The sequence below is a fragment of the Pantoea sp. ACRSC genome, from assembly GCF_022346785.1.
GTDB lineage: Bacteria > Pseudomonadota > Gammaproteobacteria > Enterobacterales > Enterobacteriaceae > Pantoea > Pantoea alvi.
Map to the genome: position 1 here is coordinate 1 of NZ_JAKRNN010000028.1, position 24,960 is coordinate 24,960.

At 59.2% G+C, this 24,960-nt stretch carries 21 protein-coding genes; 13 read left to right on the plus strand and 8 right to left on the minus strand.

The genetic code is table 11. The annotated features are described in order from the left end of the window. Positions 1-88, minus strand: an 88-nt coding sequence (locus MHZ97_RS19970; protein ID WP_239313698.1) for a hypothetical protein, incomplete at its 3' end; no start/stop codon positions are given. A 561-nt stretch (positions 89-649) separates the two neighbouring features. On the opposite strand from MHZ97_RS19970, the gene MHZ97_RS19975 reads away from it, so the two are divergent. Further along, complete coding sequence (locus MHZ97_RS19975) at positions 650-1,327, plus strand: hypothetical protein (protein ID WP_239315685.1); 678 nt, start codon at positions 650-652, stop codon at positions 1,325-1,327. A 106-nt stretch (positions 1,328-1,433) separates the two neighbouring features. On the opposite strand, the gene MHZ97_RS19980 is transcribed toward MHZ97_RS19975, so the two are convergent. Then, complete coding sequence (locus MHZ97_RS19980; RefSeq protein ID WP_103797048.1) at positions 1,434-2,159, minus strand: pirin family protein; 726 nt, start codon at positions 2,157-2,159, stop codon at positions 1,434-1,436. A 123-nt stretch (positions 2,160-2,282) separates the two neighbouring features. On the opposite strand from MHZ97_RS19980, the gene MHZ97_RS19985 reads away from it, so the two are divergent. Then, complete coding sequence (locus MHZ97_RS19985) at positions 2,283-3,170, plus strand: LysR family transcriptional regulator (RefSeq protein ID WP_103797047.1); 888 nt, start codon at positions 2,283-2,285, stop codon at positions 3,168-3,170. A gap of 15 nt (positions 3,171-3,185) precedes the next feature. Here the strand turns inward: MHZ97_RS19985 and gap are convergent, their stop codons facing one another. The 4 genes from gap to MHZ97_RS20005 all read right to left on the minus strand — a co-directional run bounded on the left by gap (position 3,186) and on the right by MHZ97_RS20005 (position 7,548). After that, positions 3,186-4,187 (minus strand): type I glyceraldehyde-3-phosphate dehydrogenase, encoded by a 1,002-nt coding sequence (gene gap / locus MHZ97_RS19990; protein WP_103797046.1) that lies wholly within the window; start codon positions 4,185-4,187, stop codon positions 3,186-3,188. Between the two features lie 193 nt (positions 4,188-4,380). Then, positions 4,381-4,611, minus strand: coding sequence for a hypothetical protein (locus MHZ97_RS19995; protein ID WP_103797045.1), 231 nt, complete (start codon positions 4,609-4,611; stop codon positions 4,381-4,383). Between the two features lie 224 nt (positions 4,612-4,835). Then, on the minus strand, positions 4,836-6,761 hold the full coding sequence (locus MHZ97_RS20000; protein WP_103797069.1) for a methyl-accepting chemotaxis protein: 1,926 nt from the start codon (positions 6,759-6,761) through the stop codon (positions 4,836-4,838). A 607-nt stretch (positions 6,762-7,368) separates the two neighbouring features. Beyond that, positions 7,369-7,548: a hypothetical protein gene (locus tag MHZ97_RS20005; protein WP_146053854.1), complete on the minus strand. Its 180-nt coding sequence runs from the start codon at positions 7,546-7,548 to the stop codon at positions 7,369-7,371. A 420-nt stretch (positions 7,549-7,968) separates the two neighbouring features. Here MHZ97_RS20005 and MHZ97_RS20010 point away from each other — a divergent pair, with 420 nt between their 5' ends. The 7 genes from MHZ97_RS20010 (at position 7,969) to MHZ97_RS20040 (ending at position 15,129) form a co-directional block, all read left to right on the plus strand. After that, positions 7,969-8,154: a general stress protein gene (locus MHZ97_RS20010; RefSeq protein WP_103797044.1), complete on the plus strand. Its 186-nt coding sequence runs from the start codon at positions 7,969-7,971 to the stop codon at positions 8,152-8,154. Between the two features lie 656 nt (positions 8,155-8,810). Further along, positions 8,811-9,791: a TIM barrel protein gene (locus tag MHZ97_RS20015; protein ID WP_103797043.1), complete on the plus strand. Its 981-nt coding sequence runs from the start codon at positions 8,811-8,813 to the stop codon at positions 9,789-9,791. A 56-nt stretch (positions 9,792-9,847) separates the two neighbouring features. Then, on the plus strand, positions 9,848-10,888 hold the full coding sequence (locus MHZ97_RS20020) for a substrate-binding domain-containing protein (protein WP_239315545.1): 1,041 nt from the start codon (positions 9,848-9,850) through the stop codon (positions 10,886-10,888). A 16-nt stretch (positions 10,889-10,904) separates the two neighbouring features. Further along, a complete protein-coding gene (locus MHZ97_RS20025; RefSeq protein ID WP_103797041.1) occupies positions 10,905-12,404 on the plus strand; it encodes a sugar ABC transporter ATP-binding protein in 1,500 nt (499 codons plus the stop codon). A gap of 36 nt (positions 12,405-12,440) precedes the next feature. Then, positions 12,441-13,412, plus strand: coding sequence for an ABC transporter permease (locus MHZ97_RS20030; RefSeq protein ID WP_239315544.1), 972 nt, complete (start codon positions 12,441-12,443; stop codon positions 13,410-13,412). After that, positions 13,412-14,269, plus strand: a complete 858-nt coding sequence (locus MHZ97_RS20035; protein WP_103797040.1) for a MurR/RpiR family transcriptional regulator — start codon at positions 13,412-13,414, stop codon at positions 14,267-14,269. Before MHZ97_RS20030 ends, MHZ97_RS20035 begins: the two co-directional genes overlap by 1 nt. A gap of 2 nt (positions 14,270-14,271) precedes the next feature. After that, on the plus strand, positions 14,272-15,129 hold the full coding sequence (locus tag MHZ97_RS20040; protein WP_239315543.1) for a PfkB family carbohydrate kinase: 858 nt from the start codon (positions 14,272-14,274) through the stop codon (positions 15,127-15,129). Between the two features lie 45 nt (positions 15,130-15,174). On the opposite strand, the gene MHZ97_RS20045 is transcribed toward MHZ97_RS20040, so the two are convergent. Beyond that, positions 15,175-15,732, minus strand: a complete 558-nt coding sequence (locus MHZ97_RS20045; protein ID WP_103797038.1) for a YbhB/YbcL family Raf kinase inhibitor-like protein — start codon at positions 15,730-15,732, stop codon at positions 15,175-15,177. Between the two features lie 189 nt (positions 15,733-15,921). Here MHZ97_RS20045 and MHZ97_RS20050 point away from each other — a divergent pair, with 189 nt between their 5' ends. Together MHZ97_RS20050 and MHZ97_RS20055 are read left to right on the plus strand one after the other, a co-directional pair. Continuing rightward, complete coding sequence (locus MHZ97_RS20050) at positions 15,922-20,514, plus strand: ATP-dependent helicase (protein ID WP_239315542.1); 4,593 nt, start codon at positions 15,922-15,924, stop codon at positions 20,512-20,514. Between the two features lie 89 nt (positions 20,515-20,603). Next, on the plus strand, positions 20,604-21,671 hold the full coding sequence (locus MHZ97_RS20055; RefSeq protein ID WP_239315541.1) for an SDR family oxidoreductase: 1,068 nt from the start codon (positions 20,604-20,606) through the stop codon (positions 21,669-21,671). 35 nt (positions 21,672-21,706) lie between these two features. Here MHZ97_RS20055 and MHZ97_RS20060 read toward each other — a convergent pair whose 3' ends face one another. Beyond that, positions 21,707-22,741 carry an NADP-dependent oxidoreductase gene (locus MHZ97_RS20060; RefSeq protein WP_239315540.1) on the minus strand — a complete coding sequence of 345 codons (1,035 nt, stop codon included), beginning with the start codon at positions 22,739-22,741 and terminating at the stop codon, positions 21,707-21,709. Between the two features lie 234 nt (positions 22,742-22,975). On the opposite strand from MHZ97_RS20060, the gene fucO reads away from it, so the two are divergent. Together fucO and MHZ97_RS20070 are read left to right on the plus strand one after the other, a co-directional pair. Further along, entirely contained in the window at positions 22,976-24,121 is a 1,146-nt protein-coding gene (gene fucO, locus MHZ97_RS20065) for a lactaldehyde reductase (protein WP_239315539.1), read from the plus strand. 194 nt (positions 24,122-24,315) lie between these two features. Beyond that, positions 24,316-24,828: a 5'-3'-deoxyribonucleotidase gene (locus tag MHZ97_RS20070; protein WP_239315538.1), complete on the plus strand. Its 513-nt coding sequence runs from the start codon at positions 24,316-24,318 to the stop codon at positions 24,826-24,828. Positions 24,829-24,960 lie beyond the last annotated feature (132 nt).

Consider the following 24,960-nt stretch of genomic DNA (forward strand, 5'->3'; position numbering starts at 1 on the left):
TGTAGGTGGGCCAGTTGGTGATTTTGAATTTTTGCTTTGCCACGGAACGGTCTGTGTTGTCGGGAGGATGCGTGATCTGATCCTTCAACTCAGCAAAAGTTCGATTTATTCAACAAAGCCAATGAAAGTTAACCCAAAGTTAATAAAAGGCATATCGACTGGTTTGGGTATATTGATAGCGGCCTCATTGCTGAGCGGTGCAAATGTGGCGTTCAATTGTTGGTTTACTGCGCCAGAAAGGCTGTCTAAACCGCTAGTCATGATGTTAACTTTCTATAGCGCAACAAAAATATCTCATGTCGTTCTGTCTTTTATTTTTTCAAGCAAATAAATATCAGCACCTGATAAATTAAAGGCTCGCTTTGCGGGTCTTTTTCGTTGTCGTGCCTCGATCGGCGCACCTCTCAGCAATAGTGTTTCGCTCACTGAGCGGCGCTGCACTTATACAGCCTCAACCGGCTAAAGAATTTAAGATACGCCGATTCGCCCACCCATTTAAGTTACCTTCAACGGCGCAGACTTAGCAGAGGGTAAAAACCTTTTCAGAACGCGCCACCGCACTCTGCCCCAGATTGAAAGCCGCGCTTTGCCATGCGGCACCCCTCCATTACACTGTGCCCATCGCGTATCACCTGTATGGATAAAAGAAATGATAATTGAAAAAGCGGATGAGCCGTTTCTGCACACCTTTTTCGGCGAACCGGTAGAGAAGCTCGAGCCTGATTCCGCACAGGCGGAATCAATACGGCAGGCGCTGTACAGCGCGCGGGCGCAGCGGATGGTTGAAGTCGAGAGCGACTGGAAGCGCAACGCGCTTTTCCTCGCGCTGTTCGTGTTTCTCTATGGCGCGCTGGGCGCCTCGCTGACGCTGGATCTTTCGCATAGCACCGGTCATAAAAGCCTCGACTACGCGCTGCAGGCGGTGCCGGTGCTGATCGCCTTCTCCGGCTTTTTCCTGTCGCTGCTGTTTCTGTTTGTCACCCGCAGCAGCGCCCGTCGGCTGCAAAACTGGGAGCGCGCTATCATGCTGCTGGAGAAGTACGCCGGCGGCAATCTGTATAAGCAGATCATGGATCTCGGCGCGCGCACGACCCACTATTCGTTTTCCGCGATTAACGTCGCGCTGGCGCTGTTTATCTGCGTGACCTGGGTGGTGATGTATAACTTCTTTACCTTTACCACCAGCGGCGTGATCGGCAGCGTGATCTCGCTGTTTATCACCACGATGACCTATGTGATCCTGGATATTCAGCTGCTGAAGCCGCACCGTCTGGATCATGAAGTGCCGCTCGGGCTGGAGAAAGAGGAAGAGCGCAACGAGAAGTAAGCGCAAAGCAGCACGCCGCAAATGCGGCGTGCTGCTTGGGTTAATAAGGTGCCAGCGTGACTTCAGTCAGGTTCTGACACCTTCAGTGACGCGCTTGAGTCAGCGATCAGCGGCTCGGATGGTTTACCTCGATCGGACGCAGGTCGAACAGCAGTACTTCGGCATTGTCGCCTTCGCTAAAAGTCAGGCTGCTCTCGTTGCGCACGCGCGCGCCGTCGCCCGCATTAAAACGCATGCCGTTTACCGTCACGCTGCCGCGCGCAACGTGGATATAGGCGTAGCGCGTCTCGTCCAGCGGAAAGGTCTGCTGCTCGTCGCCATCAAACAGACCGGCGTAGAGGCGCATATCCTGACGCACCGACAAGGCACTATCTTCACCCTCAGGCGAGACGATCAGACGCAGCTGTCCGCGTTTTTCGCTTTCCGGCACCGAAATCTGCTGATAGCCGGGCGGCGTTCCTTTTTCAGCCGGCACAATCCAGATCTGCAGAAAGTGTACGCCTTCGCTTTTCGAATGGTTGAATTCGCTGTGGGTCACGCCGCTGCCCGCGCTCATCAGCTGCACGTCGCCGGGAACGATAACCGAACCGGTGCCCATGGAATCTTTATGCTCCAGCGCCCCTTCCAGCACGTAAGAGAGGATCTCCATATTGGAGTGCGGATGCGCGCCGAAACCGCGTGAAGCCGCAACCCGGTCGTCGTTGATCACCAGCAGGTCGGAAAAACCGCTCTGTTTCGGATCCCAGTAATTCGCAAACGAAAAGGTGTGGCGTGAGTTCAGCCAGCCGTGGTCGCCATGGCCGCGTTGCTCTGACAGTCGTTGCTCAATCATGGTCTGCTCCTGTGTTGTAAGGGGGAAGCGCTTTTGCCCTTCCGATGGAACAGACAATACCGTAAACTAAAATCCTTAAAAATCGGCTGAAATGGCAATCACTGTCACAAATAAGTGGACAATATGCAGACTGAAGATCTTCGTATTTACGTCGCTGTGATCCATGCGGGCAACTTTACCGCCGCTGCGGAACAGCTGATGCTCTCCAAGCAGTACGTTAGCCGCCGAATGGCCGCGCTGGAAGCGTCGCTCGGCTCGCAGCTGCTGATCCGCAACACGCGAAAACTATCAGTGACCGAGGCGGGTATGCTGTTTCTGACCCATGCGCAGCGCATTCTTGATGATATCCACGAGGCGGAGCAGGCGATGTCGACGCGGCGACAGGAGCTGCACGGCACCTTTCGCATCAGCATGCCGATGTCGTTCGGCATGAGTCATCTGTCACCGCTGATCGCGCAGTTCCTGGCGCAGCATCCCGCGCTGCAGTTTCACATCGAGCTGGCAGATCGCTATGTCGATATGATCGGCGAAGGCTTCGATATGGCGATTCGCATCGGCGCGCTGGCGGATTCAACGCTGATTGCACGCCGCCTTGGCGAGCAGCGGCGTCTGATCTGCGCCAGCCCCGCCTATCTGGCGCGCGCGGGTACGCCGGAGACGCCGGAGGATCTCGCTCAGCACGCCTGTCTGCGCTACGGACGAGAAGCCCTTAGCGGCTGGGAACTGCAGCTGGCGGGAAAAAGCAAAAGCGTGATGGTGCAGGGCCCGATGTTAAGCAATAACGGCGAGGTGCTGCGCGACGCGGCGGTCGCCGGACTGGGGCTGGTTCTGCTGCCGGGATTTATTGTCGAGCCGGCGCTAAAGCGCGGCGAGCTGGTGAGCGTGCTGGAGCCGTATCAGCCCGCGCCGCTCTGCCTGAATGCGGTCTACCCGCAGCATCGCCAGCGCAGCGAGGTCAATCGCGTGCTGCTGAACTTTTTACAGGCGCAGCTCGGAGGGAAAGCGGGCTGAGTAGCCCGCCTGAGATCACAGCGATACGTAAAGATGCAGCACGCGCACCAGCTGGGTGACGAAGCCATATTCGTTATCGTACCAGGAGACGGTTTTCACCAGCTGCAGGTCGCCCGCTTCGCTGATCTCCGTCTGGGTCGCGTCGAAGACAGAGCCGTAAGGCACGCCGATGACGTCGGTAGAGACGATCTGATCCTCGGTATATTTAAAAGATTCATTGTTCTCGCAGGCGCGCTTCAGCGCCGCGTTAATCTCGTCAACCGTGACTTTCTTATCCAGAACCGACACCAGCTCAGTGACCGAACCGGTTTTGGTCGGCACGCGCTGCGCGTGGCCCTTCAGCTTGCCGGTCAGCGCCGGGATCACCAGGCCGATCGCCTTCGCCGCGCCGGTAGTGTGCGGGATAATATTTTCCGCCGCGGCGCGCGAAGAGCGGAAATCTTTGCCGCGCGGCCCGTCTACCAGCGCCTGGGTGCCGGTATAGGCGTGGATAGTGGTCATGGTGCCGACCTTGATGCCGAAGTTATCGTGCAGCGCTTTCGCCATCGGCGCCAGGCAGTTGGTGGTGCAGGAGGCGACAGAGATAATTTTATCTTCCGCGCTGATGGTGTCGTGGTTGACGTTGTAGACGATGGTTTTCATCTCGCCGGCTGGCGCGGAGATCAGCACCTTGCCCGCGCCGGCATCAAGATGCGCCTGCGCTTTTTCCGCCGAGGTATAGAAACCGGTACATTCGATAACCACGTCAACGCCCAGCGATCCCCACGGAATATTCTTCGCCTCTTTCTCGGCGAAAACCGTAATTTTTTTGCCGTTGACCAGCAATGCATTGCCATCCACGCCGACGTCGCCATGGAAGGCACCGTAGTTGGAGTCATACTTCAGCAGGTAGGCGAGCATCTCCGGCGAGGTGAGATCGTTGATCGCCACCACCTCCACCGCTTCCTGCTGTTCCAGAATTCGTCTTAAAACCAGACGGCCAATACGTCCAAAACCGTTGATGCCAATCTTCTTCATGGTGATCTCCCACTTCCGGTAACACGGCGTGTTTAAGGTGAATAACGGGTAAATCTGCGCATCAGATCATTACTGCATAACAACGTTGCACTGCGGTGAAGCAGCAGAGTATAGCCCGAGCGGGTTGGGGAGATTTGTCAGCAAGAGGCGCGAAAAAAAGAGGAACAGGCAGAAAAAAACCGCCGCTGGCGGTTTAATCCTTGAAGCGTTTACGCCTGAACATGGCGTTCTGTTTACTGCGGTTCACCTTTCGTCTGGCGTAGGCCATGATGGTGGTCCAGTCGGGATCGGCGGTGTTTTTCATATAGTGGCTTAACGCCTCCGCCAGCTCGCTCCAGGCTTGCACCTGAAGCTGCGCGTCGCTGGCGAGGGAGCTTTTAAGCGTATCGATAAGCCCGTCGACCTTCTTCTTCACATCCGGCAATTTTTCGCCTGTCTGATACCCTGCTGCAATGCGCCTTAATTCCAGCGCGTAATGGTCAATATCGACCTCTGTTATATACAAATATACCTCTGCTCTTTCTGGCCTGACCCATAAGCATAGCGGTTTAAGCCGTATGCGTTACGCAAAAGCGGTATAAAATTACCGCCGCTTTTGCTGACAAACGGGCAGCGAAGGTAAAGGGCCGGATCGGCCCTGTTGCCGCCTCAGAGGGTACGGAATACCGCAACCATATGGCGCAGCTGCCCGGCGCGCTCGGCCAGATTGTCCGCCGAGACCGCTGACTGCTCCACCAGCACCGCATTCTGCTGGGTCACCTGGTCCATCTGATTCACCGCGATATTAACCTGCGAAATGCCGCTGCTCTGCTCCGCCGAAGAAGAGGAGATATCACGGATCAGCTGCGAGGTCTGCTCGATGGCGCTCAGGCTCTGCTTAACCTTATCGCCGGCGCTTTGCGCCATGCTGATCCCTTCCTGAGCCTGGCCGACCGAATGTTCAATCAAACTTTTAATCTCCTTCGCGGCGCGGGCGGAACGCTGCGCCAGCGCGCGCACTTCTGTGGCGACCACCGCGAAGCCCTTGCCTGATTCGCCGGCGCGGGCAGCTTCTACCGCGGCGTTAAGCGCCAGGATATTGGTCTGGAACGCGATGCTGTCGATAACAGAGGTAATCTCTTCAATCTGGCTTGAGCTGCCGCGGATCTTCTGCATCGACGCCATTACGGACGCCATCGCCTCGCCGCTCATCTGGGCCGCCTGAGTGGCGGATACCGCTTTGTCCGACGCGAAGCGGGTATTGTCAGCGTTCTGCTGAATAATCGAGGCCAGCTGCTCCATGCTGGCTGCCGTTTGCGCCAGCGAGGCTGCCTGCTCTTCGGTGCGGGAAGAGAGATCGCCATTGCCCTGCGCTATCTCTTCAGAAGAGCTGGCGATGGTAGCGGCGTGGCTCTTAATATCGGAAACCAGCCGGGCAAGATGCTGCTGCATCTTCATCAGCGCGTTCAGCAGCGCAGCCATCTCATTGCTGCCGCCGATATGCAGCGTCGAGGTCAAATCGCCTTCAGCAACTTTACTGGCGAGGCGAACCGCATCCTGCAGCGGGCGCGTAACCGAACGGCTGATCATCAGCGCCATAAAAATCGCCACCAGCGCGACCGCCAGCAAACCGGCCAGCAGCGTATACTGCCCATGACGACGGGTATCGATCTGCTTCTGCATCATCTGAGCCAGACGCTCGCCGTTCTGCTCGCCAATGGCGCTGAACTCATTGATTGCCTTAGTAAAGATTTGAACATATTCCACCGGCGCGACGCTGGCGCTTTTGCTGACGAAAATATGGTCGGCCAGCTGCAGCGCGGCCAGGGCCTGACGATTCGCCTCCTGCGCGGCGGCGCTGAAGTCCGCTGCCAGCGCCGGCTCAATGGCATACACCTTTTCCAGATTGGCGTTAAACTGATCCAGCGCCGCTTTCCCTGCCTCTATCTGATAGCTCATGCGGCTGAAGTCGCTCTCGGAGATAGTGCCGGAGGCGATCAGCGAGGTGCCGCCGGCTCGGATCTGTCCCAGCGTCTCAGTGAGCTGCGGCAGCCGAATAAAAATGCTGTTAATCAGCTGGTAAGTATTCAAATCGCTGTCGAGAGACATACCGTAGTAGTCCAGCACGTCAAGATTCGCGCTCAGCATAATTTGAATAAGGTGGGCGTGCTCGGTCAGGCTGTCCGCGAAGGTAAGCGCGCCGCCGTTGATATCGCTCTGCAGCTTCACCCAGGCCTGCGCCATTTTATCCAGACGCTGAAGCGGTTGTGCGCTGGGGTCCTGCTGCTTCAGCTCCGTCTGAATAAGGTCGGTCTGCTGGTTAATTTCGTCTACCAGCGCCATGCGCGGCGGGTTATCAGGCTTTTTCAGCGCGATAGCGATGGCGGTTTCTGCACGGTGACGCTGCAGCAGATTCAGCAGCTTCAGCATATGTTTTTCTACCGGAATGCCGCCCAGCTCCTGTTGTTTAGCATCGATAGCCTGATTTCCCGTCTGAATAAACAGCGTTGTAGGTAAAACAAACAAAATCAGGGCGAATATGCCCAGAATAAGAAATTTGACGGGCAGGTTAATTTTATCAAGCAGGTTTTTCATCATTTTTCATCCTGGTAAGACTGTCTGGTGGCATTCGGCAATAAGCGCAAAAATAAGCCTGGCTAATATCTTTAATAGATAGCCGGGGCGTTGCTGCTAATAGTCTCAGGCGCAGTTGTTCATAAAAAGCACGGCAAAAATATGCGGCAGAAATGGATTATAGGTTGCTAACGGTGATTTACCACCCAGAGTACAGGCAATATTTACTGGTTATTCAAACTAAGCCAAATTTAAAAATAACCATACATTACAATGGGTTGTAAAATCCTGTCGGTGCGAAGCACCAGCTTATCGTAAGCGATCATGGAGGATAATTTTTTATTACTATCTAAAGCTAAAGTTTACCCGACCGATGCCGATACACCGAGCCCAGCGTTTTTCCACGATTAAACATGATTCCCAAAAAATAAATAACCGGGTTAATCTTGCTACATAATGGCGTAAGGGTCAGCGCTGCAAATAATTGACTGTTTAATTTTTCTTCGCAATGAGGTGCCTGTTTCAGGGCGTGCGGAAACAGAGGAAATTGACTGAAAAAAAGCGGCAAAAGTCACCGACCCGCGCGGAGATGTTTAGTGAGGGTGATCTTTAACGCACAACAGTCCTGTCAGGGCTGAGCGTTATCGTTAAGTTTGCTGCGCGCGAGCCATGCCTTCCAGCGATTTTCCACCAGATGGTAGCGATAGCCTGTGGAATCGTCGCGCCTGAGCCACCGCTCTTCAAAAGACTCATCGCTGCGGATCCAGCGTTCAAACTGCTGGCGCTCAGCCTCTTCACTCATCGTCACGTTATTTTTCTCGCTGTTTCCCGCTTCGTTTAACCAGAGTATAGACCATTGCCGCTGGCCGCCGCGCTGCGCTGTCCAGCAAACGCCGGGCTATACGGCGGGATACCCTTTTTGCCTTTGCCTGCGAGCACCGGCAGAATGCCTGCTAAGCCGGGCGCAACCGGCTGACAGGCAGCCTGGTTACTCTGTGATTCCCTTCACGAATTAACGCTTTCAGTAAAGGTGTACCAGAGATAATAAATTGTACAGGAATGCCGTTTAGTTGATTAACTATTAACTAATTAGCCAGCCTGATGCTGAATAAGTAATTAATCCTTTTCACGAATTAAATTTTAGCTCTGCAGCTCAATATTGAAATATTGCCTTTCTGATTTCATAGTTCAGCTATATAGAGATTTTCTCTCTGGGTGAGGTGACGGTATGTTTCAACGACGCAGTGGTGCGGGTAATTCTGCGGAAAACCCGGAAAGAGCGCGTGAAGCGGGACGCAAAGGCGGCCAGATTAGCGGCAGCATATTTAAAAACGGCCGCGAACGTACGGTGGAGGCCGAACGAACCGGCGGCAAAATCAGTCGACGCCCCTCATGCGAAAAAACGGCGCATTAAGCGTGCTGCCCTGCCTGAACGGGTGAGCAGCCGCTGCAAACAGCTTACGCGCCGGGCTGCACGCTGAAAGAGCGCAGGCCAGGCGATGAAACCGCAGCCTGCCATCCGACCCAGAAATCACGGGGTGTGAATAAATCCCTGCAGAAATCCCTAAGTCGTAATCCAGCAAGTTGTCAGTCACTGCAGCAGCCTGAAGCATGCAGAAAGTAAAAAAGCAGGAGAGGTTTTTCCATGCTTCTGGGTCATTATTAACCGGCTTATCTCACTTAATATTGCCAGCCCTTTTTTGCCACGCCCGGGAAAGGCATCAGGTCACGCTTAAGATCTTGTCGGGGTCTGATAAAAGGCGCGCCTGTATGCCCGCTATCTCCTCTCTTTCGTTCAGAAGGCGGAGAAAAAATTAAACTTAACCGATCGCTCAGTTTTTTAAGCCTGTTTAAGCACAGGCTTTTTTTTATTATTTTTACCTCTCTTTGCCCCGCCTCTATTCGAACGCACAACGCGTTCGCAATCTGTACTTTCGTGAGCGCCCTCGCAAAACGCACTTTTGTCGCGCCGCCCCTCTTGTGTAAAAAAATCGCAGGCGTATAAAAAATATCACTTCACACATTTTTGTGAAAACAGAAAGTACTTCACAACTGGTTTAGGAACCTCACATGTCGCAACTCAAATTCGCAACACGCCTGAACTCCTTTGCCTCCGGCGCACACCGCTACTGGCCAGATCTAAAGGGCAAGCCTTCGGTGCTGCAGATGATCGCGCGCGCCGGAACCGTTAAAGGTCTGACACACCTCGACCTGAACTACCCGCAACATATCACCCAGGCTATTCCAACGATGCGTCAGGCAATCGAAGACGCCGGGCTGGCGGTCAACGGTATGCAGATGCGCTGGGACGCGCCGCAGTTCAAAATCGGTGCCTTTACCCATCCCGACGCCGCTATTCGCCGCGAGGCGATCGAATTAACCAAGCGCGGCATCGACGCCGGGCGCGAATTTGGTGCCAGCCTGATGACGCTGTGGATGGGTCAGGATGGCTTCGACTACTGCTTTCAGGCCGATTACAAAAAAATGTGGGAAGACGCGGTAAGCGCAGTGCGTGAAGTTGCCGACTATGCGCCCGATATCGACGTCAGCATTGAGTACAAGCCCAACGAGCCGCGCGCCTACAGTATCTTTCCTAACGTCACCACCTGCCTGCTGGCGGTAGAAGAGGCGGGAAGTCCTAACCTCGGCATTACGCTGGATTTCGCCCATGTGCTGTTCGCCAACGAGATCCCCGCCTATGCGGCGGCGATGGTGGCGCGCCGCTCTCGCCTGCTGGGGCTGGATCTTAACGACGGCTGGGGCAAACGCGACGACGGCCTGATGGCGGGATCGGTCAATCCGCGCGCCACGCTGGAGTTTCTCTGGCAGATGCAGCGCGACGGCTATCAGGGCGCCTACTACTTCGACACCTTCCCGGACGCCAGCGGGCTCGACCCGGTGCGCGAAGCCGAAACCAATATTGCCACGGTCACCCGTCTGCTGAGGCTGTGCGAACAGCTCAATGATAACGCCGCACTGTTCGACGCCATCGGGCGTCAGGATGCGGTGACTTCTCAGCAGATCGTAAACGACATTATGCTTGCCAGATAACCACTGTCGCGCTTGCACCAGGCCCCCCCCCTACAACGAGAACGCAGGATAATAAAATGAAAAAACTCTTACTCTCTGTACTCGCCTCTTCGCTGTTCTGCAGCAGCCTGTACGCCGCCGAGCTTACGCCGCTGCAGTCCGACACCGAGCCCGATCGCACCGACTGGACGCAGCTCGACAGCAAATATGGCGCGCTGCCGAAAGTCGACAGCAAGCTGAAGATTGGCGGCGTGTCGAAAACCCTGACCAATGAGTACTGGCGCTCCCTCGGCGAGGGCTACCAGAACGTTGCGAAAAAATATGGCTTCACCGTCGCCTATCAGGCCGCCGCCAACGAAGACGATCAGCTTGGCCAGCTCTCTATCGCTGAGACGCTTATTTCACAAGGGTTCAACGGGCTGCTGGTGTCGCCGCAAACCGACATCAACCTTGAACCCGCGCTGGAGAGCGCCAACGCCAAAAATATTCCGGTGGTCAACGTTAACGACGCGGTGATGCCGAACGCCCGCTATTACGTCGGCAACGTGCAGAAAGATAACGGCGTGCGCGTCGCCAAATGGTTTATTCAGCACTATCCGCAGGGCGGCAAGGTCGCGGTGATCGAAGGTCAGCCCGGCGTCTATGCCGCAGGCCAGCGCACGCGCGGCTTTAAAGAGACGCTACAGGCGAACGGCAAGTTCAACATCGTTGCCAGCGTGCCCGCCAACTGGAGCCGTGAACAGGCCTTTAACGCCGCTTCCACCATCCTGCAGCAGCATCCCGATCTTATCGGTTTCTATGCCAACAACGACACCATGGCGCTTGGCGTGGTAGAGGCGGTGCGCTCGCTGAACAAAGCCGACCAGACCAAAATTTTCGGCACCGACGGCATCTCCGACGCCTACGCTTCGATCAAGCGCGGCGAGCTGACCGGCACCGTCGACAGCTTCCCGGTGCTGACCGGCGAAGTAGCGATGGACGTTATGCTGCGGCTGATCAACGGTCAGAAACTGTCACGCGTGATTTCAACGCCGCAGGCGCTGATCACCAAAGAGAACGTCGAGGCGTTTTCCACCAAAGACAACAACAAGCTGCGCCAGCTGTTAGCCCAGCAATAGTGCAGGCGGAGGGGATATGGAAGAGTTTCGCTTAACGATGCGCGGCATCAGCAAAACCTACGGTAGTGCCGCCGCTTTACAGAATGTCGACTTTTCCGTGAAGCCGGGTGAAGTACACGCGCTAATTGGCGAGAACGGCGCGGGTAAGTCAACGCTGCTCAACATCCTCTCCGGCGTGCGGCTGGCGGATAGCGGCGAAATCAGCGTCAACGGCACAGCGGTGCAGATGAAAAATCCGCTCAGCGCACGCCAGGCCGGCATCGCGATGATCCATCAGGAGCTACAGCACGTGCCGGAGCTCTCCGTGGCGCAGAATATGTTTCTTGGCAGGCCGATCACCCGCGCCGGCGGCCTGTGGGTCGACAAGCAGGCGCAGCTGGCGCGCGCGGCGCTGCTGCTCAAACAGCTCGATCCCACTATCGATCCCGCCGCGCCGATCAAAAGCCTCAAGGTCTCGCAGCAGCAGATCGTGGAAATCGCCCGCGCCCTGCTGGATGACGCCAAAGTTATCGCCATGGATGAGCCGACCTCAAGCCTGACGCCGCGCGAGTTCGATCGCCTCGCCGAGCTGATCGGCGACCTGAAAGCGATGGGCGTCTCGCTGATCTACGTCTCGCACAAGATGAATGAAATTTTCCGCGTCTGCGATCGCGCCACTATTATGCGCGACGGCCGCCAGGTCGGGGTGGTGAATATCTGTGACGAAAACGAAGAGAGCATCGTCGCCCGCATGGTCGGGCGCAAAATCGAGAAGCTTGCCCACAACGCCTGGGTGACCGATCGGGAGGTGCTGAGGGTAGAGAATCTGGCGCGCGGCAGTGAGATCTCCCCCGCCAGCTTCAGCGTGCGGGCCGGCGAAGTGTTAGGCATCGCCGGGCTGGTCGGCGCGGGACGCACCGAGCTGCTGAAGCTGATTGCCGGGCTGGACAAGCGCAGCGGCGGCAGCGTGTGGGTTAACGGGCAGCCGGTGCGCAACCACGACGTCAGCGCGGCGATCCGCGCCGGCATCGGCCTGGTGCCGGAGGACCGCAAAAAAGAGGGCATTATCAAAGCGCGCGCGGTGAAGATGAATATGGCGCTGCCTTCTCTGCGCCAGTTCACCCGCGCAGGCCTCGTCAGCACAGAGAAGCTGAACCGCGCGGCGCAGGAGGTGATGAGCGATTTGAAACTGCGTCCGCTCGATATTGAGAAAACCATTGGCACCCTGAGCGGCGGCAATCAGCAGAAAGTGATTATCGGACGCTGGGTCGCGGCGGACGCCAATGTCTTTTTATTTGATGAGCCGACGCGCGGCATCGATATCGGCGCCAAGTCGGAAATCTATAACCTGATTGAAAAGCTGGCGCAGGCCGGAAAAGCGATCGTCGTGGTGTCGTCGGAGATGACCGAAATTATCCGCATCTCCGACCGCGTGCTGGTGATGCGCGAAGGCAAAATCACCCGGGAATTAACCGGTGACGCCATTACCGAAGAGAACATCGCCCGCTACGCGATTAACGATCTGGAATCTGCTTAACGTTTCTCCCTGCTGAGTTTAAAAAAGGCCCTGACTATGATGACGCAACTTCCCCATCGCGCGACGACGCCGGTTTCGTCGCTGTTAAAGTTTAATCTGCGCGACGCAGGCACCTTAATCGGACTGCTGATAATTATTATTACCTTCTCATTTCTTTCGCCGGTCTTTTTTTCCGTGCCGAACCTGCTGAATATTTTGCAGCAGTCGTCGATTAACGCCTTAATTGCGCTGGGCATGACGCTGGTGATTATTTCCGGCGGCATCGACCTCTCCGTTGGGCCGACGGCGGCGCTCTCGGCGGTGCTGGGCGCCACCCTGATGATCTCGGGCGTGCCGGTACCGCTGGCGATCTTCGCGACGCTGGGCATCGGCGCGCTGTGCGGCGTTTTCAGCGGTTCGCTGATCGCCTATGCGGGTCTTCAGCCCTTTATCGTTACGCTCGGCGGCCTGTCGCTGTTCCGCGCCATTGCGCTGATCTACACCGGCGGCAACCCGGTATTTGGCATTCCGCTGTCGTTTCGCAGCCTGATTAACAGCACGCTGTTCGGCATTCCGGGGCCGATTCTTATCGTCGCGGTTATCTCGCTGCTGCTGTGGGTGGTAATGAATAAAACGCCGCTGGGGGAATATATCCTCGCTATCGGCGGCAATGAAGAGGCGGCGCGCGTCGCGGGCGTGCCGGTCAAGCGCACCAAGGTCACTGTTTACGTGGTCTCCGGCGCGCTGGCGTCGCTGGCCGCGCTGATCCTGATTGGCCGTCTGGGCGCGGCCGAGCCGACCATCGGCAACCTCTGGGAGCTGGACGCTATCGCGGCGGCGGCGATCGGCGGCGCCTCGCTGATGGGCGGTAAAGGGAGCATCTTCGGCACCCTGATCGGCGTCATTATTCTCGGCGCGCTGCGTAACGGTCTGACGCTGCTTAATATTCAGGCTTTTTATCAATTGCTTGCCACCGGCCTGATTATTATCATAGCGATGTTGATCGACAGAGCGACCCGAGGCAATTAATGAAGCTAGATCCGCGAGCCATTGGCGCTCAAATCCGGATGCGCATTCCACAGCTGACGCCGCTTGAGCGGCGCGTGGTAGAAGCGATCCTTGCACGCACGGACATTAGCGAGCGCACCTCATTAAAAGAGATCGCGCAGGAAAATAATGTTTCCGAGGCGATGGTAGTCAAGATCGCTAAAAAGCTTAACTTCTCCGGATTCCGGGATTTCAGAAGCGGTTTAATTTATTACAACGAATCTGAAGTGGCCGGTCTGCACGCGGAAATTGAACCAGACGACTCGTCCGAACAATTACTGGCGAAGGTATTCAGAACCTCTATTCAGGCGATAGAAGAGACGATGTCGATTCTCGATATCTCTGAGTTTAATCGCGCGGCGGATATTATTTTTAAGGCGCGTCATATCGATCTCTATGCGGTCGGCGGATCGGCGACGGTGGCGCGCGATCTCTCGCACAAGATGCTGAAGATCGGCATCAAGTCCACCGCCTACGACGACGCCCATATTATGCTGATGTCCGCAGCAGTATTGTCTGACGACGACGTTGTTATCGCTATCAGCCATACCGGCTCCACGCGCGCCGTAAACGACCCGGTAAAACTGGCGGCGCGCAACGGCGCTAAGGTCATTGCTATCACCAACTACGCCGAGTCGCCCGTGGCGCGCAACGCGCATGTGGTGCTTAATTCAACCTCTCAGGGATCGCATCTGCTCGGGGAAAACGCCGCTTCGCGTATTGCGCAGCTAAATATTCTTGATGCCTTATTTGTGGCGATCGCCAAAAAAGACCTCAAGCGCGCGGAGCGGAATTTAATGAAAACTCAGCATGCGGTTCAGGATCTTCGGGAATTCTAACCATGAGTAAAATTGTCGTCGTCGGTAGCCTGCATTACGACATTATGCTGGACGCGCCCCATCGCCCGGAAAAAGGCGAGACGGTGATGGGCACCGCCTGCCGCTATAAATTTGGCGGTAAAGGCGGCAATCAGGCGCTGGCGGCCGCGCGTGCTGGCGCAGAGGTATATTTTATCGGCGCGGTGGGAGCGGACGAGCCGGGCCGGTTTCTGCTCTCCGCCCTGCAGGCGGGCGGCGTCAACATTGACGGCGTGCAGGTGGTGGACGGCATCGCGTCGGGCATGAGCGTGGCGATCAGCGACGCGGAAGGCGACTACGGCGCGGTGGTGGTATCGGGGGCTAACCAGCATATCGCGCCAGACGCGCTGCGCGGCGAACCGCTGTGGCGCGACGCCGCGATGCTAATCCTGCAGAATGAAATCGCCGCCGAAACCACTCTTCTGGCGGCGACGGCGGCGCAGGCGCGCGGCATTCCCGTCTGCATCAATGCGGCACCCGCGCGGGAGCTGGAGCCGGCGCTGATTGCCTGTATCGATCTGCTGGTGGTTAACGCCGTAGAGGCGCGCGATATGTGCGGCGTCACGGTCGAGGATCTCGCCTCGGCCAGGGTCGCCGCCGAGACGCTCGCCCAGCGCTTTCGTCAGGTGGTGATAACCGCTGGCGAGCACGGCGTTGCCTTCTGCCAGCAGGGCGCGGCGGCCCTGAGCCAACCCGCAGAAAAAATCCGGCTGGTCAGCACCCACGGCGCGGGCGACTGCTTTACCGGCGTGCTCTGTCACGCGCTGGCGGCACAGCAGAGTCTCGCCAGCGCTGTTCGCCTGGCCAACGCGGCGGCGGCGAAGCACGTCTCCGGCGGGTAAGCCCGCCCGGCGCGCAGAGCAAACCTGCCTGCGCGCCCTTCTCTGTTAACCCTGCGGATCGTTGCTAAACCGTCCCACCAGCGAGGCGGCGCCCAGCGCGTGGCCCTTCAGCTCCTTCACCAGCTCTTCATGGGTCAGGCCTGGCTTTAGCTGTTCAGGCGGTAAATCGGTAGCGATCACCACAAAGTTATAGTGATGTATACCGCTGCCGACCGGCGGGCACGGCCCATACCAGGCGGTGGTACCTGGGGAATTTTTGCCGCCGGTGTAGCCTTTGCCCTGGGTGAGATCGCCCTGGGCAAAAGCGGTGGTAGTGGCGGGAATGTTGTAGGCCACCATATGGGTTACGCCGAGGCCTTTGCCGCCGACAGGATCGGTAACCAGCAGCGCGAAGCTCCTGGTGCCCTGCGGCGCGTCAGACCAGCTCAGCGCGGGCGAGACGTTGTCGCCGGTACAGGCGGGGCTGTTTTTGTTATTGCCGGCGAATGACTTCGATAAAAAGGCGTTATCCGTAAAATCCTGCGATTGCAGCGTAAAGAGCGGCGCGGCAGCGAAACTCGCCGCAGGCAGTGCCGCCAGCAGAAAGGCGCTTGCTAATCTCATAACCTCTGTCTCCGTTCAGGTGGCTGGAACCTAAGTATGGAAGGCGCAGCGGGAATCAGCACGGGAAAGTGATCCATCTCTGCGGCCAGGGGGTTAATCGCTGTAAGTCTGCCCTTTTTCACCACGCAGCGCTTAGCGTCAGGGTCTACGCTTAGGCATTCCCTGCTAATACGGTGATTTCACTCTTTTATGTCCGCTAAGGCTGCTGCGCTCTCACGCTTCTCTCCTGCCACGCAACGCTGGTTCCAGCTCACCTTCGCCGCGCCCACGCCGGTGCAGTCGGCGGCCTGGGATGCCATCGCCAGCGGCAACCCTGCGCTGGTCATCGCCCCGACCGGATCGGGCAAAACCCTCGCGGCGTTTCTGCACGCTATCGATGCGCTGTTCCGCGAGCGCGAGGCGCAGGAGATACCGGATAAAGCCACGCGCACGCGCATTCTCTATATCTCGCCGGTAAAAGCGCTGGCGGCGGACGTGCAGCGCAATCTGCAGCTGCCGCTGGAGGGGGTTTACCAGCAGCGTCAGGCGCGCGGCGAAAAGGCGATTACGCTAACGGTCGGCATGCGTTCAGGCGATACCCCCGGCAACGAACGAGCAAGGCTTCAGCGCACGCCGCCCGATATCCTGATCACCACGCCGGAGTCGCTGTTTCTGATGCTGACGTCGCGCGCCCGCGAGGCGCTGCGCGGCGTGACGACGCTGATTCTGGATGAGGTACACGCGGTGGCGGGCAGCAAACGCGGCGCCCAGCTGGCGCTGAGCCTGGAGCGGCTGGATGCGCTGCTGCCGCAGCCGGCGCAGCGCATCGGCCTCTCGGCTACGGTAAGGCCAGTCGAGCGCGTCGCGCAGTTTCTCGGCGGCACGCAGGAGACCCTTATCGTTAACCCGCCCACCTCGCGCGCGCTGGAGATGCGCATCGCCGTGCCGGTGGAGGATATGACCGATATCCCTGGCGGCACGGACGCCAGCGGTGCGCCCGACGCCGGCAGCGCGGCAGGCTCGCTCTGGCCCCATATCGAACAGCGCATTCTTGAGCTGGTACTGGCGCGCCGGGCCACCATCGTCTTTGCCAATTCTCGCGGGCTGGCGGAGAAGCTGACGGCGCGGCTTAACGAACGCTACGCCGCCCGCGTTGGCACTGAAGACGCGCTGGCGCAGCCCGCTCACGCCTGGGACTCTTTTAACGGCGGCACGGAGAAACGCAGCGACGGCGCAACGGCCTCCATCGCCCGTTCGCATCACGGCTCGGTCTCAAAAGAGCAGCGACGTGAAATCGAAGACGCCCTTAAGGCGGGCGAACTGCGCTGCGTCGTCGCCACCTCCAGCCTGGAGCTGGGCATCGATATGGGAACGGTCGATCTGGTGATCCAGGTCGGCGCGCCGCCCTCGGTCGCCAGCGCCCTGCAGCGCGTCGGCCGCGCCAGCCATCAGGTTGGCGGCGTCTCCAGCGGCATCGTCTTTCCGCGCACCCGGCGCGATCTGCTCGATGCCGCCGTGATTGTGCAGTGCATGCTAAGCGGCGAGCTGGAGCCGGTTACGCCGCCGCAGAATCCGCTCGACGTGCTGGCGCAGCAGACGGTGGCCGCCGTGGCGATGGATACCCTTTCGGTGGATGCGTGGTTCACCCTGGTGCGCCGCGCCGATCCCTTTCGCCACCTGCCGCGCAGCCTGTTTGACGCCACGCTGGATATGCTGGCAGGCAAATACCCCTCTGACGAGTTTGCTCAGTTTCGCCCGCGCCTGATATGGGATCGGGAAGCAAATCTGCTCTCTCCCCGCCCTGGCGCGCAGCATCTCGCCGTGACCAGCGGCGGCACCATTCCCGATCGCGGCGCCTTCAGCGTGATGCTGCCGGAGGGCGAAGAGCAGGCGGGATCGCGCCGGGTGGGCGAGCTGGATGAAGAGATGGTCTATGAATCGCGGGTAAACGACATTATCACGCTCGGCGCCACCTCCTGGCGCATCCAGCAGATCACCCACGATCAGGTCGTGGTGGTGCCCGCCCCTGGCCGCTCAGCGCGCCTTCCCTTCTGGCGCGGCGACGGGCTGGGGCGATCGGCGCTGCTGGGCGAAAGCATCGGCCGCTTTCTGCGCACGCTGGAGGCAGAGCAAACAGCCGGCGAGGTTTGTCAAATAGCGGGGCTCGACGCCAGCGCGCAGCACAATCTTCAGGCGCTTGTTGCGGAGCAGCGCGAGGCGACCGGGCTGCTGCCAACCGACACCACCCTGCTGATTGAGCGCTGCCGCGATGAAACCGGCGACTGGCGCGTGATCCTCCATTCGCCGTGGGGCCAGCGCGTACATGCGCCCTGGGCGCTGGCGGTCGCGGAGCGCATACGCCGCAGGATGGGGCTGGATCCCGCTATCGTGGCGAGCGATGACGGCATCGTCGCGCGCTTTCCCGATATGGAGGGACGCGTGCCGGGTGCCGAGCTGTTTCAGTTCGATGCCGATGCCCTGCAGCGCGTGGTCGCCGAAGCCATCGGGCATTCAGCGCTGTTTGCCGCGCGCTTTCGCGAATGCGCGGCGCGCGCCCTGCTGCTGCCGCGCCGCAATCCCGGCAAGCGATCGCCGCTGTGGCAGCAGCGGCTGCGCGCCGGAGAGCTGCTGGCGGTGGCGCGCGACTATGCCGACTTCCCCGTATTGATTGAGACGGCGCGCGAGTGCCTGCAGGATGTGTACGATCTGCCTGCGCTGCATCAGCTGATGATGCGCATTCAGAACGGCAGCGTGCAGTTTGCCGAGGTGACCACCGAGGCGCCGTCGCCTTTCGCCGCCCCGCTGCTGTTCGGTTACGTAGCGGAATTTATCTACGCCACCGATGCGCCGCTGGCGGAACGGCGCGCCTCGCTGCTGGCGCTCGACAGCGGTCTGCTGAGCGAACTGCTCGGCCAGGTCGATATGCGCGAGCTGCTGGACGCCGGGGTGACGGCGCAGGTAGCGCAAGAGCTGCAGCGCCTCGCCGCGCGCTATAAAGCCAGCGACAAAGAGGGCGTCGCCGATCTGCTGCGCGAGCTGGGGCCGCTGAGCGCAGCGGCGCTGGCCGCGCGCGTAGAGGGCGACGGGTCCGGGCGGGCGATCGCTGAGCTGGCGGAGGCGCACCGCGCTATCGGCGTGACCATTGCCGGGGAACCGCGCTGGGCGGCGATTGAAGATGCCGCGCGTCTGCGTGACGCGCTGGGGGTCACGCTGCCGCCAGATATTCCCGCCGTTTTTTTACAGCCGGTGGCCGATCCGCTGCGCGATCTGATCGGCCGCTACGCCCGTACCCATACCCCCTTTACTACCGGTGAGCTGGCCCGTCATTTCGGGCTCGGCCCGGCGGTGGTCAGCGACACGCTGGAGCGCATGCGGGCGCAGGGCAAACTGCTTAAGGGCGATTTTGGCCTGCACGTTGAGCAGGAGACCGCCGGCTGGGGCGATCAGTGGGTGGCCGAAGAGGTTTTTAAACGCCTGCGCATTCGCTCTCTGCAGGCGGCGCGCGAGGCGACGCGTCCCGTGCCGCCGGAAGCATGGGTATCGCTGCTGCTGGAACGGCAGGGGTTAACCGGCGAAACGCCGCAGTCGCCTGTTGCGCAGGGGCGTTACGAAGGGGTGAACGGCGTCGCGCGCGTGGTGGAGCAGCTGGCCGGACTGGCGCTGCCCGCTTCAGTCTGGCAGTCGCAGATCCTGCCGCCGCGCGTGCGCGACTATCAGCCCGCGATGCTGGACGAGCTGCTTTCAGCCGGCGAGGTGATCTGGGTGGGCGAACGTTCGCTCGGCCATAACGACGGCCTGGTCTCGCTGCACCTGCGCGAGTTCGCGGCGGAAACTCTGCTGCCGCTGCCACAGAGTAACGACGCGCTGCGCCTGACACCGCTGCATGAGGCTATTCTGGCGCGGCTGGATGAGGGCGGCGCATGGTTCGCGCACCAGATTGCCGCCGCGGTCGCCGTCGGGCAGCCGGTCGATGAGGCGCAGATCCAGAGCGCGCTGTGGGAGCTGGCGTGGGCCGGCTATGTCACCTCCGATACCTGGGCGGCGCTGCGCCAGCTCACCGGCATGGCGAACAGCGCGCGGGCAAAACCGACCCGTTCGCTGCGCACGCGGCGCGGCCGCATTAGCCTGCCGCCAGGCCGCCCCGCTACGCCTGCCCTGCCTGGACGCTGGTCGCGCCTTTCGCGTGCCGCCGCGCCGCCGGCTCAGCTCGCGCTGGCGATTGCCGAGAATATGCTCGACCGCTGGGGAGTAGTAACGCGCGGCGCGGCAATGGCGGAGCAGGTGCCGGGCGGTTTTCCGGCGCTGCAGCCGGTGATGCGCGGACTGGAGGATGCCGGACGGGTGCTGCGCGGCCGCTTTGTCGCCGGGCTGGGCGGCGCGCAGTTTGCAGAGAACGCCACGATTGAACGGCTGCGCATTATCGCCGAGCGCAGCGCACGCGAGCCGCTGGCGGTGGCAATCTCCGCCGTCGATCCCGCCTCTCCCTTTGGCGTTACGCTGCGCTGGCCAGCGCATAGCGCCGCCACCCGTCCGGTTCGGCGCAGCGGTGCGCTGGTGGTGATCTGTCACGGGCAGCTGGCGCTTTATCTGGCACAGGGCGGTAAAGAGCTGCTGAGCTATGGCGAGCCAGGCTGGCACGCGGCGGCGGTTGCCGCCATGGCGGTTGCGCTACGTCGGGAGAGAGCCTCTGGCTTTACGCTGGAGGTCATTGACGGCAAGCCCGCAGGCCAGTCGCCGCTGATCGACGCCCTGCGCCGCGCCGGTTTTTCACGCGAGCCAAAAGGGTATGGCTGGTATGGATAAGGGAAGAATAGCGGCGCCATGCCAGGCTTAACTGCCGATCCCGGTCTACACTCCCCTTTTGTCTTGTTGTAAGACCCAAGGGAGAAAGCATGTCAAAGAGAGCACTTATCGCCGGGATCAGCGGCGTAATCGGCACTGCGACGGCGGAGCGTCTGCTGGCGGACGGCTGGGAAGTCTATGGACTGTCGCGCGGACGCACGCCGGTGCCGGAGGGCTGCCATGCCCTTACCGCCGATTTGACCTCGCCGGAGTCGGTCAAAGAGGCGCTGAAAGATCTCCAGCCTGACGCGCTTTTCTTCAGCGTCTGGGCGCGCCAGGAAACGGAAAAAGAGAATATTCGCGTCAACGGCGGAATGGTGCGCAACGTGATAGAGGCGCTGGGTGAGCGTCTTAACGGCAGCCATGTTGCGCTGGTAACCGGCCTGAAACACTATCTCGGTCCGTTTGACGCCTACGGCAAAGGCGCGGTGCCGATGACGCCGTTCCGTGAAGAGCAGGGTCGTCAGCCGGTCGATAACTTCTACTACGCGCAGGAAGATGAACTCTTTGCCGGCGCGGAAAAATATGGCTATCGCTGGAGCGTCCATCGCCCGCACACCATTATCGGTTTTGCGCTGGGCAACGCGATGAATATGGGACAGACGCTGGCGGTCTACGCCTCCCTGTGCAAGTTCCACAATCTGCCGTTTATCTTCCCCGGCTCGGCCGCGCAGTGGCACGGCGTGACTGACATGAGCAGCGCATCGCTGGTGGCGGAGCAGCTGGAGTGGGCCACCAGCGCCCCTGGCGCGCAGAATGAAGACTTCAACACCGTCAACGGCGACGTATTCCGCTGGAAGTGGATGTGGGGCGAGATTGCCAGCTACTTTGGCATAGAGGCGCAGCCGATGCCGGATGAAACGCAGCCGCTGGAGACGCGCATGGATGATGCGGAAGCGCAGTGGAAAGCGGTGGCGCAGCACTATCAGCTGCGCGAGGCGGATATTAACCGCCTGGTCTCCTGGTGGCATACCGACGCCGATCTGGGCCGCCCGATGGAGGTCTTTACCGATATGAGCAAAAGTCGCAAGGCGGGCTTTACCGGCTATCACAGCACGCGCGACGATCTCTTCGCGCTGTTCGATCGTCTGAAGCAGGAAAAGCTGATCCCGGCATAAAAAAAGGGTCCCGCCTGCGGGCGGGACCAGAATTCTTACTCTTCGTCCTGCGCCACGCGCACCACGGTTTTGCCGAAGTTTTTCCCCTCCAGCATGTCAAAAAACGCCGCCGGCGCATTCTGTAATCCGTCAATGATATGCTCGCGATAGCGGATTTCACCCTTCTCAACCCAGGGCTCCATCGCCTCAAGGAATTCGCCGTAGCGATGGCCATAATCATCGAAAATGATAAAGCCCTGCACGCGCAGGCGCTTCTTCAGAATATCGCCCATCAGCAGCGACAGGCGATCCGGGCCGTCCGGCAGATCGGTTGCGCTGTAGCCGGAAACCAGTCCGCATACCGGAATACGCGCTTTGGTATTCAGCAGCGGCAGCACCGCATCGAACACCTTACCGCCGACGTTTTCATAATAAATATCAATGCCGTCCGGGCAGGCCTGTTCCAGCTGCGCCGCCAGGTCATCCTGATGGTGATCCAGACAGAGGTCGAACCCCAGCACCTCAACGGCATGGCGGCATTTCTCTTCGCCGCCCGCGATACCGACCACGCGGCAGCCTTTCTTCTTGCCGATCTGCCCCACCGTCGCGCCCACCGGCCCGGTCGCCGCCGCCACCACCAGGGTTTCGCCAGGCTGCGGCTCGCCGATATCCAGCAGACCCATATAGGCGGTAAAGCCCGGCATGCCCAGCACGCCCAGCGCCCAGGAGGGGTTAGCCAGATCGTTGCCCAGCTTCCTCACCTCGGATGCGGGCGCGACCGAATAGGCCTGCCAGCCGCCGCCTGACAGCACCCAGTCGCCGGCCTGGAAATCGGCATGGCGCGACTCGACGACGCGGCTGACGGTGCCACCCACCATGACGTCGCCCAGCTTCACCGGTTCAGCATAGGATTTCGCGTCGCTCATCCGGCCGCGCATATAGGGATCGAGCGACAGGTAGATGGTACGCAGCAGCAGATCGCCCTCTTCGAGCGCAGGCAGGGGGATTTCGCCGAACTCGAAGTTCTCCTGTACCGGTTTACCGTGCGGGCGCGAGGCCAGTTTCCAGCCGTGATTTTGCGGTTTCGCCATCATTTCCTCCGTTGGTTAAAACCTTAATACTCCCATTGAGGCTAACAGAGGATGAGAAAGTTGCCTGGCAGGAATGGCTTTACCCGCCTCTGGAAAAAAGGCGTCGACGGCAGACAACATCTAATCTATTGATTTTTATCAATTGTGCTCCGTCAGGAATGTGACGATTTCAACAGATCCCCTGGGCGGTTAAGCAGGAAGGTAGAGGGAATGTTGTTAAACAAGGATGAGAAAATGACCCAGCGTATGATTTTGAATGAGACTGCTTTTTTTGGTGCAGGCGCGATCCGCAACTTGCCTGATGAGGTCAGGCGACGCGGCCTGGCGAAGGCGCTGATCGTGAGCGATAAAGCGCTGGTCGCCGCTGGCGCGGTGAAGCGCGTAACCGATCTGATGGATGCGCATCAGCTCCACTGGGCGCTCTATGACGAGGTGGTGCCGAATCCCACCATCGCCGTGGTGCAGCGCGGCGTCGAGATCTTTAAGCGGGCGGAGGCGGACTATCTTATTGCCATCGGCGGCGGCTCACCGCAGGATACCAGCAAAGCGATCGGCATTATTATCAACAACCCCGAGTTCGCGGACGTGCGCAGCCTTGAGGGCTTTGCCCCAACGCCTAATCCCTGCGTCACGTTGATCGCGATACCCACCACCGCCGGCACCGCGGCGGAAGTCACCATTAGCTACGTTATTACCGATGAAGAGAAACGCCGTAAATTCGTCTGCATCGATCCGCATGATATTCCCAGGGTGGCGATCGTTGATGCAGAGATGATGGCCAGCATGCCGCCGTCGCTGAAAGCCGCGACCGGTATCGACGCGCTGACGCACGCCATTGAGGGTTATGTAACGCGTGGCGCATGGAAACTGACCGATATGCTGCATCTTAACGCTATTGAGATTATCAGCCAGTCACTGCGCGATGCGGTAGAGGGCGATATGCAGGCGCTGGAACAGATGGCGCTGGGTCAGTACGTCGCGGGCATGGGATTTTCCAATGTCGGGCTGGGCCTGGTACACGGCATGGCGCATCCGTTAGGGGCCTTTTATAACGTGCCGCACGGCGTTGCCAATGCGATCCTGCTGCCCAGAGTCATGGCGTGGAATGCAGACTACACCGGTGAGAAATATCGCGCTATCGCGCGCGCGATGGGAGTAAAAACCGACACCCTGTCACTGGCAGAGGCGCGCCAGGCGGCAGTCGAGGCGGTAAAACAGCTCTGCCGCGACGTCGGCATTCCGCCCTCGCTGCGTGACGTCGGTCTGAACCCCGATGATATTCCGGCGCTGGCCCAGGCGGCGCTGGAGGATGTCTGCACCGGCGGCAACCCGCGCGAAGCGACGCTGGAGGATATCAAGGCGCTCTATCGGCAAGGTTAAGCCGCATGCCGCCTTTTGGGCGGCATTCTCCCCTCTTTTTTCCTCTTCTGGCGCACCTCACAGACATTGTCGAATTTACCCGCTTCAATTGCTGTTTTACTGGCCTGTTTGTCTGGCGTTTATCTTAGACTACAAGCGGAGCCGCGCGGCTGATATCCTAGCCCGTCTGGCATCAAGATTAACCAGGGGAAACCATGAAACGTATCGCCATTGAGATGGATGAAGTCATTATCGACTTGAACCACAAATTAAGCCCTGACGCTGCCTCACCTGAGGCGCAGACAGGTCCACTGGATGCAGCAAAACCACAGCAGTCGCGCCCGGCGCTGTTTCAGGAGATTGAAGAGCTGATCGGCGAAGAGAGTTTTTACGTCGGCCTGCCTCCATTGCCTGACGCGCAGCGCGTGATTGAACGTCTTTCACAGGAGTATGAAATTTTTATCACCACCGCGGCGGTGGAGTTCCCACGCTCGCTTGCGGCAAAACTCGAATGGCTGAAAGCCAGTTTTCCGTTTATCAGCCCGATGAATATCATTTGCTGCAGCAGCAAAGGCATTCTCAACGCGGACTATTTGATCGATACCCGTCCGCAAAACCTCGCCCAGTTCACAGGGGAAGGCGTCCTGTTCAGCACGGCGCAAAACCAGCAGGAAACCGGCTACGCCCGCGTCGACAGCTGGCGCGATATTGAACAGCGCTTTCTCTGACTAAACTGACTTCGCCACGCGCTTCTGCGCGTGCAGCCCCCGCGCCAGAAGGATTCGGCGCGTTTTCTCAGCTCAATTTCAGCCTGAAATCGCTGGCATCCACTGCTTCTCCGAAGCCAAATCAATTTCTTT

Bases quoted from the DNA above. Each gene is read 5' to 3' on its own strand.
- MHZ97_RS19975 (WP_239315685.1), top strand. From the start codon at position 650: ATGATAATTGAAAAAGCGGATGAGCCGTTTCTGCACACCTTTTTCGGC.
- MHZ97_RS19980 (WP_103797048.1), bottom strand. From the start codon at position 2,159: ATGATTGAGCAACGACTGTCAGAGCAACGCGGCCATGGCGACCACGGC.
- MHZ97_RS19985 (WP_103797047.1), top strand. From the start codon at position 2,283: ATGCAGACTGAAGATCTTCGTATTTACGTCGCTGTGATCCATGCGGGC.
- gap (WP_103797046.1), bottom strand. From the start codon at position 4,187: ATGAAGAAGATTGGCATCAACGGTTTTGGACGTATTGGCCGTCTGGTT.
- MHZ97_RS20000 (WP_103797069.1), bottom strand. From the start codon at position 6,761: ATGAAAAACCTGCTTGATAAAATTAACCTGCCCGTCAAATTTCTTATT.
- MHZ97_RS20010 (WP_103797044.1), top strand. From the start codon at position 7,969: ATGTTTCAACGACGCAGTGGTGCGGGTAATTCTGCGGAAAACCCGGAA.
- MHZ97_RS20015 (WP_103797043.1), top strand. From the start codon at position 8,811: ATGTCGCAACTCAAATTCGCAACACGCCTGAACTCCTTTGCCTCCGGC.
- MHZ97_RS20020 (WP_239315545.1), top strand. From the start codon at position 9,848: ATGAAAAAACTCTTACTCTCTGTACTCGCCTCTTCGCTGTTCTGCAGC.
- MHZ97_RS20025 (WP_103797041.1), top strand. From the start codon at position 10,905: ATGGAAGAGTTTCGCTTAACGATGCGCGGCATCAGCAAAACCTACGGT.
- MHZ97_RS20030 (WP_239315544.1), top strand. From the start codon at position 12,441: ATGATGACGCAACTTCCCCATCGCGCGACGACGCCGGTTTCGTCGCTG.
- MHZ97_RS20035 (WP_103797040.1), top strand. From the start codon at position 13,412: ATGAAGCTAGATCCGCGAGCCATTGGCGCTCAAATCCGGATGCGCATT.
- MHZ97_RS20040 (WP_239315543.1), top strand. From the start codon at position 14,272: ATGAGTAAAATTGTCGTCGTCGGTAGCCTGCATTACGACATTATGCTG.
- MHZ97_RS20045 (WP_103797038.1), bottom strand. From the start codon at position 15,732: ATGAGATTAGCAAGCGCCTTTCTGCTGGCGGCACTGCCTGCGGCGAGT.
- MHZ97_RS20050 (WP_239315542.1), top strand. From the start codon at position 15,922: ATGTCCGCTAAGGCTGCTGCGCTCTCACGCTTCTCTCCTGCCACGCAA.
- MHZ97_RS20055 (WP_239315541.1), top strand. From the start codon at position 20,604: ATGTCAAAGAGAGCACTTATCGCCGGGATCAGCGGCGTAATCGGCACT.
- MHZ97_RS20060 (WP_239315540.1), bottom strand. From the start codon at position 22,741: ATGGCGAAACCGCAAAATCACGGCTGGAAACTGGCCTCGCGCCCGCAC.
- fucO (WP_239315539.1), top strand. From the start codon at position 22,976: ATGACCCAGCGTATGATTTTGAATGAGACTGCTTTTTTTGGTGCAGGC.
- MHZ97_RS20070 (WP_239315538.1), top strand. From the start codon at position 24,316: ATGAAACGTATCGCCATTGAGATGGATGAAGTCATTATCGACTTGAAC.